We start from the raw sequence: 13,151 nt of genomic DNA, 5'->3' as shown, positions 1-13,151 counted from the left end.
CGCCGGATAGGAATTTTGTGCCGAGGTCGCGGGGACCAGGCGCCAACACGAGGTCAAGACAATGCGCATCGAACGTCGTTTCACAAAGGCCGGCCAAGGCGCCTATGCGGAGATCGAATTCCGCAAGGCGACGAGCGAGATCAAGAACCCCGACGGTTCGATCGTGTTCCGCCTCGAGAACATCGACGTTCCCGCGCAGTTCTCCCAGGTCGCCACCGACGTGCTGGCGCAGAAGTATTTCCGTAAGGCCGGCGTTCCCACCCGGCTGAAGAAGGTCGAGGAAAACGATGTTCCTTCCTTCCTGTGGCGCTCCGTTCCCGACGATGCTGCGCTGAAGACCCTGTCTAAGGACGAACAGACCGGCTCCGAAATCGATGCGCGCCAGGTCTTCGACCGTCTTGCCGGGACCTGGACCTATTGGGGCTGGAAGGGCGGCTATTTCTCCTCCGAGGAAGACGCCTCGGCCTTCAAGGACGAGCTTGCCTATATGCTCGCCACCCAGCGCGTCGCCCCGAACTCGCCGCAATGGTTCAACACCGGCCTGCACTGGGCCTACGGCATCGACGGCCCCGGCCAGGGCCATTTCTATGTCGATCCTTTCACCGGCAAGCTGACCAAGTCCAAGTCGGCCTACGAACACCCGCAGCCGCATGCCTGCTTCATCCAGTCTGTCGAAGACGATCTCGTCAACGAAGGCGGCATCATGGACCTTTGGGTGCGTGAAGCGCGCCTGTTCAAATACGGCTCCGGCACCGGCTCCAACTTCTCGATGCTGCGCGGCGAAGGCGAAAAGCTTTCCGGCGGCGGCCGTTCCTCCGGCCTGATGAGCTTCCTGAAGATCGGCGACCGCGCCGCCGGCGCCATCAAATCGGGCGGCACGACGCGCCGCGCCGCCAAGATGGTGGTCGTCGACATCGACCATCCCGATATCGAGGAATACATCAACTGGAAGGTCAAGGAAGAGCAGAAGGTTGCGGCTCTCGTGACCGGCTCCAAGGTTGTCGCCAAGCATCTGAAGACGATCATGAAGGCCTGCTTAAATTGCGAAGGCGGCGATAACGGCGATTGCTACGACCCCAACAAGAACCCTGCCCTGAAGCGCGAAATCCGCGCCGCCAAGAAGGACCAGGTTCCGGAGAACTACGTCCAGCGCGTCATACAGTTCGCCCGCCAGGGCTACAAGGATCTCCAATTCAAGACCTACGACACGGATTGGGATTCGGAAGCCTACCTCACGGTATCCGGCCAGAACTCCAACAACTCCGTCTCGATCAAGGACGACTTCCTTCGCGCCGTCGAGAATGATGGCGAATGGAACCTGACCGCCCGCAAGGACGGCCGAGTGATGAAGACGCTGAAGGCGCGCGACCTCTGGGAAACCATTTCCTACGCAGCCTGGGCCTCGGCCGATCCGGGCATCCACTTCAACACGACGATGAACGACTGGCACACTTCGCCGGCCGGCGGCCCGATCCGCGGCTCGAACCCGTGCTCGGAATACATGTTCCTCGACGACACCGCCTGCAACCTTGCCTCGCTGAACCTGCTGCAGTTCAAGGACAAGGCCACCAAGCGCATCAACATCGCCGATTACGAACACGCGGTTCGGCTCTGGACCGTCGTGCTCGAAGTTTCGGTGATGATGGCGCAGTTCCCGTCGAAGCGCATTGCCGAACTCTCCTACGAATACCGCACGCTCGGTCTCGGCTACGCCAATATCGGCGGCCTGCTGATGTCGACTGGCATTCCCTATGACTCCGCTGAAGCCCGCGCCATCGCTGGGTCGCTGACCGCGATCATGACCGGCATCTGCTATGCGACCTCGGCCGAAATGGCTGCCGAGCTTGGGCCCTTCCCGAACTTCGCGCCGAACCGCGAGAGCATGCTCAAGGTCATTCGCAACCATCGCCGTGCCGCGCATGGCGAGAGCTCCGGCTATGAAGCGCTGTCGATCAACCCGGTCGCCCTGATCCATTCGGAAAACCCGGACCAGGATCTCGTCGCCCACGCCAAATCGGCCTGGGACAAGGCGCTCGAGCTTGGTGAACAGCATGGCTACCGCAATGCGCAGGTCTCGGTCATCGCGCCCACCGGCACGATCGGTCTCGTCATGGATTGCGACACGACAGGCATCGAGCCCGACTTTGCCCTCGTCAAGTTCAAGAAGCTCGCCGGCGGCGGCTACTTCAAGATCATCAACCGCGCCGTGCCCGACGCGCTGCGCACGCTCGGCTATTCGGAAAGCCAGATCGCCGAGATCGAGGCCTATGCCGTCGGCCACGGCAACCTGAACCAGGCGCCGGCTGTCAATCCGTCGACGCTGAAGACCAAGGGCTTCACCGACGAGAAGGTCGAAGCCGTCAACGCCGCGCTGAAGAGCGCCTTCGACATCAAATTCGTCTTCAACCAGTGGACGCTCGGCGCCGACTTCCTGAAGGAAACGCTGAAGGTTTCCGACGAACAGCTCGCCGACATGAGCTTCAGCCTGCTTGACCATATCGGCTTCTCGAAGAAGGACATCGAAGCCGCCAACATCCATGTCTGCGGTGCGATGACACTGGAAGGCGCGCCCTTCCTCAAGAATGAGCACCTGCCGGTCTTCGATTGCGCCAATCCGTGCGGCAAGGTCGGCAAGCGCTACCTCTCGGTGGAAAGCCATATCCGCATGATGGCGGCTGCCCAGCCGTTCATCTCCGGCGCGATTTCCAAGACGATCAACATGCCGAACGAGGCGACCGTCGAGGATTGCAAGAACGCCTACATGCTCTCCTGGAAGCTTGGCCTCAAGGCCAACGCGCTCTATCGCGACGGCTCGAAACTGTCGCAGCCGCTCAACTCCTCGCTGATCGAGGACGAAGACGACGAGGATGCGCTGGAGGAACTACTGCAGGCGCCGCTGGCCGCCCAGGCCGTTACCGTCACCGAGAAGATCATCGAGCGGGTGATCGAACGAGTTTCGCGCGAACGCGAGAAGCTGCCGAACCGCCGCCAGGGCTATACCCAGAAGGCCGCCGTCGGCGGACACAAGGTCTATCTGCGCACCGGTGAATTCGGCGACGGCCGCATCGGCGAGATCTTCATCGACATGCACAAGGAAGGCGCTGCCTTCCGTGCGATGATGAACAATTTCGCCATCGCCATCTCGCTCGGCCTGCAATATGGCGTGCCGCTCGAGGAATATGTCGAGGCCTTCACCTTCACCAAGTTCGAGCCGGCCGGCATGGTCATCGGCAATGACGCGATCAAGAACGCTACCTCGATCCTCGACTATGTCTTCCGCGAGCTTGCCGTTTCCTATCTCGGCCGCCATGACCTGGCGCATGTCGATACGTCGGATTTCTCGAACACCGCGCTTGGCAAGGGCATCCAGGAAGGCAAGACCAACCTGCTCTCCACCGGCTGGACCCGCGGCTACAAGCCGACCCTGGTGTCCGGCACCGGCGGCGAACGCCAGGCAGGCGAACCCAAAGGTGCGGCCACCGCCGCCCCTGCCCGCGCCGCTTCCACCGGCACCGTGACCGCCTTTGCAGGCGCGGCTGCCCGCAAGCTGGAGCCGACGGTCGCCATCGCCACCTCCGAAATCGTCGCCTTCAAGCGCGATTACGAAGAGCGCGCCAAGGAACTGGCGGAAGAGATCGCCGAAGAGGTGACCGAGGAACTCACCAGCGACGCAACGGCCCTCTTCTCCGACAAGGCGGCGGCAGACGCGGCAACGGCAAAATCCGAAGCCAAGAAGCGCGAAGCCGAACGCCGCCAGCGCTCGATCATGCAGGGCTATACCGGCAACATGTGCTCGGAGTGCCAGAACTTCACGATGGTGCGGAACGGGACTTGTGAGAAGTGCGACACGTGTGGTGCTACGAGCGGGTGCAGCTGAGGGAGGCTGTTGTCACGCCTATTGTGTCGTGCCACTAGGTTCGACACAGCAGAAAACTAGGACGCGCTAATAATATAATGTGTAGAGCGACCTACGGCGACACTGAAATGCCGCCTAGTAACCAAAAGATAAAGTTTCCGGCTGCGAGAGCGACCGGAAACAACGCCTGAAAAGTGAGAAGCGACGTGATCCGGGACGGAGGGATCTATCTTAAACGGGAGTTAGGAATGACAGTCGAACATCTCGCCGGAGCCTGGAAGCTCTTGGGCAAGCAGCTATCGAGCGGGTGGAAGGTTGTTGAAACCGTCGGCTGGGATCCCTGCACCGGTCTCGGCAGTGATCACTATAACGGAACCGGCGGCCACTTTTCAGTTCCTTACATCGTCGAGAAGGACGGCAGGCGGGCTTTCCTCAAAGCGATAGACCTTACATCGGCGATGCATTCGCCGAATATGCTCATGGAGCTTCACCAGATCACGTCGGCACACAGCTTCGAAGCTCTGCTGCTGAAAATCTGTGAGGGCGAGAAGATGGACAGGGTCGTGATCGCTCTTGAGAGTGGCCAGGTCTCGGTCGGCGTGAATCTGCAGGACAAGGCCCCCTATCTTATATTCGAACTGGCTGATGGCGACGTCCGGCGCCGTGTCCAACGGGTTAACGACTCTCTCCGACTTTCCTGGTGGCTTCATGCGATGCACCAGATTGCGGTCGGACTGCAGCAGCTGCACTCCCGGCGGATCGCACATCAAGACTTGAAGCCGTCGAATGTCCTCGCGTTCGGCAACACACGTGATTTCCGCGTCGCAGACCTCGGCCGCGCGATCTACGATGGGACCGCGGGTCCTCACGACGACCTGCTCTTCTCAGGCGACTTCGGTTATGCGCCTCCTGAGATCCTCTATGCGCAGCTTGATCCGGACTTCGCCACGCGACGTCTTGGATGCGACCTCTACCTCCTCGGCAGCATGATTTTCTTCTTCGCGACCGGCTTCGGCTGCACGCAGCAACTGGTATCTCGCCTTGCAGTATCTGAACGTCCGCAGACCATCCACGGGACGTGGAACGGGACATACCTCGCAGCCCTGCCTGTAGTTCAGCATCACTTCACCGACTTGCTCTCGGAGTTGAATGGGGCGTTGGATCCAATGGTTGCCGAAGACCTCACAAAGGCGGCTTCAGAGCTTTGCAACCCCGACCCCGCATTCCGAGGCCATCCCTTGGACAGGGTAAAGGCCGGCAACCGATTCTCGCTGGAGCGCTACATTGCGATTTTCGATCGGCTCGCGAAGCGCGCCGATCTTGTTCACCGAATGGCTGTATAAGTGATCGACAGCGACGACCAGTCGAATCGTCAGACCATTCCTCGATGGCTCTCAATTAAAGAGTCGCGGCTTCTTGGAGAACTCGGCGCAACCTCGCGCGCGGCGTCGCCATTGCAGACGGGCCTCGTTGAGGAAGCGAGCCACTTTCTCGAGACCGAATTCAATCGATCGGCCGAGAGATGGCTCGCGACGAATACGCTCGAAGACGCAGAAGAACTGATAGGCCTTGCTCTCCTCGCGGACCGGCTGGATGACCCGCGAGCGGAACGTGCAGGCCTATCGCTAATCGAGAGGGGCAGCGAGGACGACGCCAGGATGAACTTCGTTCGTCGAGTTCTGGCCCGCAATACCAATGGCGAGGGTGATGCCAACCTTCCGGTCGAGGAGGCGCAGATCAGGGTCGAGATCGCCAAGCGGAAACGCCTGCTAGAACTCAATCCACGCGACGCTCTACGGTTGGCAGAGTCTGCGCTCCTATACGCAAACGTCGGTCAGAGGAAATCCGCATGGTCGCTCCTCCGCCGTGCGCTCATCCTCCGTCCAGACGACAGATACGTCCTCAGGGCTACTTCACGCTTCTTCATGCATGTCGGCGATCCTGACGAGGCGCTACACTTCCTGAATGCATCCGACGCGACGCTCTCCGACCCATGGCTCAGATCTGCGCTTTTCGCGATCCAGGCAGCGTCTGGACGCGTTCCGACCGGCTGGCGTGGGGCTAAGTCCCTGCTCGGCGATGCCAGATTTTCTTCTCGTGACGTCTCTGAACTTGCCGTTCAGATGGGAAGCATGGAGTACGAGGCAGGCTCTCGAAAGCAAGCGATTCGGATGCTTCGTCGAGGTGCGGAAAGCCCGACGGAGAATGCTATTGCGCAGATCGATTGGGTCGCCCGTCACAGGGCTGATTTTAAGCACGCGGAACTCAACGTCGACGTCTCACTGTCCCAGGAGGCTTCGGCATATTCTGCTTACGAACGCTCATCCTGGGAGGAGGCCGTCGCTCATTGCGGAGACTGGCGGAAAATCGAGCCCTTCAGTGCGCGCCCAGCCATTCTCGCCACGTTCATAGGCTGCGTCACAATGGAAGCGCTCGACAGTGCCGCGACAATCGGCGCCTACGGTCTGCTTGCAAACCCAAAGAACAAGACGCTTCTCAACAACCTTGCCGCCGTCAAAGCGCTGCAAGGCCGGTTCGACGACGCTCGCCACCTCATCGGGAAGGCACAAGCTTCCCTGGGCGAAGACGATGACGACGTCGTGGTCATAGCAACCGGGGGGTTGATCAATTTTCGCGAAGGCAATTATGAAGCCGGTGCGGCCAATTACATGGCTGCGATCGAGAAAGCACTCGCGGCCAAGAATCGGGGGCTGGCGTTCCGAGCTATTTGCTATCTCTCGCGCGAAGTCTCTCGCTTGGATCTCAGCCAGGGTGAGTCCCTACTCGGGAAGATTGACAGCAACCTGGAACTGGCGACGAAAAGAGGCTTCACCATTCCCAAAGATATCGCCGTGCTTCGCAAGCAGGTCGCCGATGGTGTTCGTGTCAGTGCGATCAAGTCGCAAGCGCTTGCGTCGATCGGCGCGGTCAAATGGGACGATGTGATCGGAGATGACAGCCCTCGCGTTCTCGGCGACGACTAGACGAGCTCGCCTTCCGAGCACCACGCCGCTCAACGAACGAATCTTGAAGTTAGATAATTGGGAAGGCAACCGACGCCTTTGTTCTGGCGAGAAACCAGTTCCGTTGCGTCTCATGCTCGACGAAAATCAACTCGTGCGACGCTGACATTCCATCATCTCGTCCCTCGCTCGACGGGCGGCTCCGGCGACCTCTTCAATCTAGTGACCCTGTATGCGATGGCTGCCACGCGGCACATCATCCCATCCTTGCGGGCGGCCTTGCGCGCCGGGCAATCGAGCGCTGCCATGCGCCTCGGCCGATGGCTCGGCCGCGATGCGCGAAATCTTGAGGCGGAGATGAACTTCAACCCGCGCTCCGTCTCTTTGGCACTTCCCAGTTCAGCGGCGGTAAGCTTCTTATCAGCAGGGTGGTGATCAATAAGGTCCGAGGTTGACTTCCTCGACGTTGCTCGAACCAGCCACTGCCGCACATTGCAAGGCATCATCGCTCGAGCCACCGCGAGCAAACCGCTTGAAGGGAAAATGGTGTTTTGAGGCGCGAGCGGGTATCGCTCGCGCGAAAGCTTCAGCGCTGCTCGCTGAGCTTCAAATCAGCGTCGCGAATGACGTATGGTCCGCGAAGAGTTTCCGGACGCTCCAGAACGTTTTTGACGGCATTCTTCATGATCGCGCGCAGCTCATCTCCGCGCTCTTTGCTTGTGGATGTGTCCTGCACGGCTAGGTTGGCTTTCATCACTACACCCTCCAAGTGATCCCGACTCGATAATACTCGTATTAACAAAGGCGCGATATGATAATCGCACCACAGTCCTTAATGTTCCCCTTAGGAGCCACGATTGACCACTGCAGCCACCGTCGACGACCCGGAGATCGTTATTGGACTTGTCGGGCCAATCGGCGTCGACCTTGATGCGATCGTACGCTTCTTGAAGGAAGCGCTAGCGGATGTCCAGTACAGGAGCGAGATGGTCCACATCACACAGGTGATGCGCGACGTCCTTCCCCATATCGTCGTTGATGAAGACACCTACGGCAATCGGTACAGATCGCTCATCGGTCATGCCGACGAGGTTCGCCGAAAGGTGAATAACAACGGTGCTCTCGCCTGCCTCGCCATCAGCGACATTCGACGTAGAAGAGCTCGCCTGACCGGCAAAGGCCCGGATCAGCCTGCACTCGGAACTGCCTACATCATTCGTCAACTCAAGCGGGAGGAAGAAATCAGCCTTCTTCGCGCGGTTTATGGCCGGAAGTTCGTACAAGTCTCGATCTACTCCGATCCCGACGAGCGCCGTCGGCAGCTCATGAAGAAGATCAAAGGATTCGGCACTGAGATCGTTGAAGACGACAAAGCGGAAAAGGAGGCCATCGACCTCATCGCTCGCGATCATAACGAGGTCGCAGAGATCTTCGGGCAGCGTGTCTCCGACGTCTTTCACCTCGGCGATGTCTTCGTTCCCGGTCAGGGCGGGGGCGAGGCGAAGGAGGTCGTCGAAAGATTCGTCCACGCCTTCTTCGGTCATAACGGGCTGTCTCCCACAAAGGGCGAGTATGGAATGTACGCCGCGGCCGGCGCATCTCTCCGCTCACTCGACCTCTCTCGACAGATCGGCGCGGCGATCTTCTCGGATCGTGGTGAGATCATCACGCTTGGCTGCAACGAGGTGCCGAAAGCATTCGGCGGCACTTATTGGTGCGACGATGCGGGCGCTCCCCATCGCGATTTCGAAGAAGGCGAGGACGGAAACCATAGCCGAAAGCTTCGTCTGCTTCACGACCTCGTGGATCGTATGGGGCAGCTAGGCTACCTCTCCGACAAGCTCGAGAAGGAAGGCGCGACGTCCAACCAAGTGAAGAAGATGATGTCCGAAGGACTCATCTCCGACTCCCGCGTGATGGACATCATCGAGTTCGGCCGCATCATCCATGCGGAGATGTCGGCGATTACGGATGCGGCCCGCAAGGGCAAAGCGTTGGCCGACTCCATTCTCTTCACGACCACGTTCCCGTGCCACATGTGTGCGAAGCACATCGTGTCCTCCGGCATACGACGTGTCGTGTTTCTAGAACCCTACCCGAAAAGCCACGCCAAGGATCTTCACGAGGACTCGATCACCTTTTCACCTTCCGAACAATACACCAAAGTGCTCTTCGAACCCTTCATCGGGATTTCTCCGCGTCGATATCGCGACATCTTCGAGAAGAAGAAACGCAAGACTTCCGATGGGAAGGCATTGCAGTGGGCGGAGAAAAAGCCGGTCCCTAGGATCGAGGATAAGAGCCCGTCCTACATCGCCAACGAAGAGCCAGCGATATCGCTGGTGGTGGACAACATCCTGGAACTTGCGAAGCAATCCGCTGATCGGGCCGGGGCGACACCAAGCAAAAAGGGGCCGCCGCGCGGCCGAAGAAAGACAAAGGCTTTCACCGACATCTCATAGACTCTATCAATTCAAGTTGGACCTACCGAAGGACGCTTCGTCGGAGCCGACGCGCGATAATCGAACCGAGGCCCGGCCCAAACCTACGGTCATTGTCTGTCAATCGGATCTCTGACGCGTAATCGCAATATCTCAATTGGCCGTCGCAATCGAATTCGAGCGCATCATCCTTTTGGTGAAACCGCCTCAGCGCTGGTCATTCCGGAGAAGCGCGGCCAGGGGGCCTTCAACGAAGTGTCGATCCACGCCTTCTTCGGCGCGATGTCGCAGCCGCTCAAACTCACAGGCACGGCGCTGCGCGGCAATAATGATGTCAGGGTTTCGTACCAATACGTCACCAGTGACGGCCGTCGCTGCCAGGGTCGCGCCGATGTCCAGACCACCTATATGTTTGGCAAGACCTCAAAGTGCTTGACGGCTGCTAACGCATCGGCCCGAAATCGGAATCGATTTTCGGAAAGCAGGACGTGTTGATTGAAAGTGTTAGAGCGCCGTCGCTTTACGACGGTCACCGCGATGACCGCCTCGCCCAAACAATTGCCGCATCTCGTCTGCGGACCGGCGATCCCAAGCATCTGATCAATGCACAAGGGACAATCTTCTGACAAGCGGCACAATCAGAAGTGTTGATACAAGTAAACGCCGGCTCCTCGCCGCGATCGGGAGATCCCAGTCCACGCGATCCGGTGCGTGCCGACAATCGATCGAGAGCCGCAGGAAGAAGGGGCGCTTCTTCGAATTTTGTCCCAGGCCCCGCTCTGCCGTTACGGTTTCACACGGTCGGGATGCGCCGCCTGAAATGCCAGCAGTTCGGCGCATCTGCCGTCGATGTCGACGATGCGCTTGAAAGCGGTCAACTCAACGCCCCAGCGGCGGGCGTTGTAGACCTGGGGAACGAGACAGAGGTCGGCCATGGTCGGCGCATCCCCAAAGCTGAACGCGCCGGCTTCGCCGATCATCGCTTCCAGTTTGCGCAGTCCGTCGGCAATGAAATGCTTCATCCATTCCTCGCGGGCGTCGGGCTTCTCGGTCATGCTCATCAGATGCGACACGACATGCAGGTTGCAGATCGGATGGATGTCCATGGCGACTGCATATGCGAGGGCGCGGACTTTCTGGCGATCGGCAATATCAAGCGGCATTAGTCCGCTTTCCGGCTGAAGCTCGGCCAGATATTCGATGATTGCCAGCGATTGCGTCAGGATTCTTCCGTCGATCACCAATGTCGGCACCAGTCCCTGCGGGTTGAGCGCCAGATATTCTGGCGTCTTGTGCTCCCCTTCCAACAGGTTGATGGGCACGGTCTGATAATCGACGCCCAAGAGATTGAGCGCGATGCGGACGCGATAGCTCGCCGATGATCGCCAGTAGTCGTAAAGGACGACCTCGCTCATCGCCGGTCGGCCCCTTGGTATTTTTCGACCGTCTGCTCGATCGCCCCGAAGATCGAATGGCCGGCATGATCCTTCATCTCGATGCGGACTTGATCCCCGAACCTCATGAAGGGGGTCTTCGGCGATCCGGTCTCGATCGTCTCGATCATCCTGAGTTCGGCGATGCAGGAGTAACCGCTTCCGCCGCCTTCCACCGGCTTGCCCGGGCCGCCGTCGAGCTTGTTGGACACCGTTCCCGAGCCGATGATCGTTCCGGCCGCGAGATTGCGGGTTTTGGCGGCATGGGCGATCAACTGGCCAAAATCGAAGGTCATGTCGATGCCGGCGTTGGCCTTGCCGAATGGCTTGCCGTTCAAGCTCACCAGCAGCGGAAGATGCAGCTTGCCGCCGTCCCAAGCATCTCCGAGCTCGTCCGGCGTCACGGCGACCGGAGAAAATGCCGATGCCGGCTTGGACTGGAAGAAACCAAATCCCTTCGCCAATTCGCCCGGGATCAGACCGCGCAGCGACACGTCGTTGACGAGCATCACTAGGCAGATGGCGTCGCGTGCGGCCTCCGGACTGGAACCCATGGCAACGTCGCCGGTGATGACGGCGACCTCGCCCTCCATGTCAATCCCATAAGCCTCGTCAGCCGCCAAGATCGGGTCGCGAGGCGCAAGGAACGCGTCCGACCCGCCTTGATAGATCAGCGGATCGGTCCAGAAGCTCGCCGGCATCTCGGCGCCGCGCGCCTTGCGCACCAGTTCGACATGGTTGACGTAAGCGGAACCATCGGCCCATTGATAGGCCCGCGGCAGAGGTGACGTTGCGTCATGTTCGTGAAACCGGATCGTCGGCTGGGCGCCGGTCTCAAGCCCTTCGGCAATCAGCGCGAGCCTCGGAGCCACATGCTCCCAGTCATCGAGTGCTGCCTGCAATGTGCGGGCGATATGACCGACCTCGGAACAGCGGGTCAGGTCGCGGGAAACGACGACGAGCCGGCCGTCCCGCGTGGAGTCTTTTAACGTCGCAAGCTTCATGTCCGAGATCCCGTGCCGGAGGATGACTTCAGTTGATGCATCACTTGATACCGGGGGTTCCGTCGAACTTGCGTTCCAGGCCATCCCAGCATTCCAGGTAATTATCCTGCAGCGTCTTGAGTTCGGCTGCGTATTTCGTCAGTTGCTGCGGGTACCGGGTCTCGAACATGAAGGCCATGGTGTGATCGAGCTTCACGGGTTTGAGCTCGGTATTGGATGCCTTTTCGAAGGCGAGCGCATCCGGCCCGTGCGGAAGCATCATGTTGTGCAGGCTCATGCCACCAGGCACGAAGCCCTCCTCCTTGGCATCATACTGGCCGTGGATCAGCCCCATGAATTCGCTCATGATGTTGCGGTGGTACCAGGGCGGACGAAACGTGTGCTCGGCGACCAGCCAGCGCGGCGGAAAGATCACGAAATCGACATTCGCTGTCCCCGCATCTTCGGTCGGCGCGGTCAGCACCGAAAAAATCGACGGATCGGGATGATCGAAGCGGATGGCGCCAACCGGCGAGAACGTCCGCAGGTCGTATTTGAACGGGGCGTAGTTGCCGTGCCAGGCCACCACATCAAGCGGCGAGTGGCCGATGTCAGTGACATAGAATTTCCCGCACCACTTCACATGGACGCGGCACGGCGTTTCCTTGTCCTCGAATGCGGCGACAGGCGTCTTGAAGTCGCGCGGGTTTGCCAGGCAGTTGGCGCCGATCGGCCCACGGTCCGGCAGGGTAAATTTCGCGCCGTAATTCTCGCAGATATAGCCACGCCAGACCGTCTGGTCGCCACCCCTCATGATCTTGAACATCATGCCGCGCGGGATCAGGCATATTTCCAGGGGCTCGACATCCATGATGCCCATCTCGGTGAACACTCTGATGGCGCCGAGCTGCGGCACGATCAGCAATTCACCATCGGCATTGAAGAAGTAGTCGTCGACCATGTCCTCATTAAAGACATAGGCATGGGCTGACATGCCCACCTGGGTGGCGGCATCGCCTGCCGTCGTGATGGTCCGCACCCCTTCGAGGAATGTCAGCCTCTCCGCGGGTGCGGGGATGGGATCCCAGCGAAGCTGGCCGAGAGGAAGCGAATGTTCGTCGAGACAGGGCGCGGTTTTCCAGAGCGGATAGGACGCGTTGGAGAAGCGGCGGGTGTGACGCACGCTCGGGCGGATGCGGTAAAGCCAGGACCGTTCGTTGGTCCCGCGCGGCGCAGTGAACGGCGAGCCGGAAAGCTGCTCCGCATAGAGACCATAGTTGCATTTCTGCGGGCTGTTCTGGCCCTGCGGCAAGGCGCCGGGAAGCGACTCGGTTTCGAAATCATTGCCGAACCCCGGCATATATTTCAGCGTGTTTCCCGTTGCGGCTTCACCATCCGACGTCTGGATCGATGTCTGGTCCATGCTCACTCCTCCCCGAACACTCCAGCGCCACGCGTCTGAAAGATGCGCGGCG

8 protein-coding genes are annotated in these 13,151 nt (G+C 59.7%); 4 read left to right on the top strand and 4 right to left on the bottom strand.

All coding sequences use genetic code 11. The annotated features are described in order from the left end of the window. The first annotated feature begins 61 nt into the window (after nucleotides 1–61). The 3 genes from RLCC275e_RS07770 (at nucleotide 62) to RLCC275e_RS07760 (ending at nucleotide 6,840) form a co-directional block, all read left to right on the top strand. Nucleotides 62–3,877, top strand: coding sequence for a vitamin B12-dependent ribonucleotide reductase (locus RLCC275e_RS07770; RefSeq protein ID WP_130707538.1), 3,816 nt, complete (start codon nucleotides 62–64; stop codon nucleotides 3,875–3,877). 227 nt (nucleotides 3,878–4,104) lie between these two features. Further along, entirely contained in the window at nucleotides 4,105–5,199 is a 1,095-nt protein-coding gene (locus RLCC275e_RS07765) for a protein kinase domain-containing protein (protein ID WP_130668023.1), read from the top strand. Then, nucleotides 5,200–6,840 (top strand): tetratricopeptide repeat protein, encoded by a 1,641-nt coding sequence (locus tag RLCC275e_RS07760; protein WP_141653410.1) that lies wholly within the window; start codon nucleotides 5,200–5,202, stop codon nucleotides 6,838–6,840. Between the two features lie 565 nt (nucleotides 6,841–7,405). Here the strand turns inward: RLCC275e_RS07760 and RLCC275e_RS07755 are convergent. Further along, the gene (locus RLCC275e_RS07755) at nucleotides 7,406–7,573 is read right to left on the bottom strand and encodes a hypothetical protein (RefSeq protein ID WP_165418915.1); all 168 of its coding nucleotides are present in this window, start codon (nucleotides 7,571–7,573) and stop codon (nucleotides 7,406–7,408) included. 103 nt (nucleotides 7,574–7,676) lie between these two features. On the opposite strand from RLCC275e_RS07755, the gene RLCC275e_RS07750 reads away from it, so the two are divergent. Further along, the gene (locus tag RLCC275e_RS07750; RefSeq protein WP_082229711.1) at nucleotides 7,677–9,281 is read left to right on the top strand and encodes an anti-phage dCTP deaminase; all 1,605 of its coding nucleotides are present in this window, start codon (nucleotides 7,677–7,679) and stop codon (nucleotides 9,279–9,281) included. Between the two features lie 764 nt (nucleotides 9,282–10,045). On the opposite strand, the gene maiA is transcribed toward RLCC275e_RS07750, so the two are convergent. Genes maiA through hmgA form a run of 3 tightly spaced genes read right to left on the bottom strand, consistent with a single transcriptional unit; the run spans nucleotide 10,046 to nucleotide 13,099 of the window. After that, nucleotides 10,046–10,675 (bottom strand): maleylacetoacetate isomerase, encoded by a 630-nt coding sequence (gene maiA, locus RLCC275e_RS07745; protein ID WP_033179842.1) that lies wholly within the window; start codon nucleotides 10,673–10,675, stop codon nucleotides 10,046–10,048. After that, the gene (locus tag RLCC275e_RS07740) at nucleotides 10,672–11,697 is read right to left on the bottom strand and encodes a fumarylacetoacetate hydrolase family protein (RefSeq protein WP_033179841.1); all 1,026 of its coding nucleotides are present in this window, start codon (nucleotides 11,695–11,697) and stop codon (nucleotides 10,672–10,674) included. The genes maiA and RLCC275e_RS07740 overlap by 4 nt, the downstream gene beginning before the upstream one ends. A 40-nt stretch (nucleotides 11,698–11,737) precedes the next feature. Then, a complete protein-coding gene (hmgA, locus tag RLCC275e_RS07735; RefSeq protein WP_033179840.1) occupies nucleotides 11,738–13,099 on the bottom strand; it encodes a homogentisate 1,2-dioxygenase in 1,362 nt (453 codons plus the stop codon). Nucleotides 13,100–13,151: the final 52 nt, after the last annotated feature.

The sequence above is a fragment of the Rhizobium brockwellii genome, assembly GCF_000769405.2.
GTDB lineage: Bacteria > Pseudomonadota > Alphaproteobacteria > Rhizobiales > Rhizobiaceae > Rhizobium > Rhizobium brockwellii.
The sequence above is the reverse complement of the archived record's forward strand: the minus strand, read 5'-3'. Positions and strand labels throughout refer to the sequence as shown.

What these genes read in the sequence shown, in the direction of transcription:
- RLCC275e_RS07770 (WP_130707538.1), top strand. Translation starts at nt 62, where the DNA reads ATGCGCATCGAACGTCGTTTCACAAAGGCCGGCCAAGGCGCCTATGCG.
- RLCC275e_RS07765 (WP_130668023.1), top strand. Translation starts at nt 4,105, where the DNA reads ATGACAGTCGAACATCTCGCCGGAGCCTGGAAGCTCTTGGGCAAGCAG.
- RLCC275e_RS07755 (WP_165418915.1), bottom strand. Translation starts at nt 7,573, where the DNA reads ATGAAAGCCAACCTAGCCGTGCAGGACACATCCACAAGCAAAGAGCGC.
- maiA (WP_033179842.1), bottom strand. Translation starts at nt 10,675, where the DNA reads ATGAGCGAGGTCGTCCTTTACGACTACTGGCGATCATCGGCGAGCTAT.
- RLCC275e_RS07740 (WP_033179841.1), bottom strand. Translation starts at nt 11,697, where the DNA reads ATGAAGCTTGCGACGTTAAAAGACTCCACGCGGGACGGCCGGCTCGTC.
- hmgA (WP_033179840.1), bottom strand. Translation starts at nt 13,099, where the DNA reads ATGGACCAGACATCGATCCAGACGTCGGATGGTGAAGCCGCAACGGGA.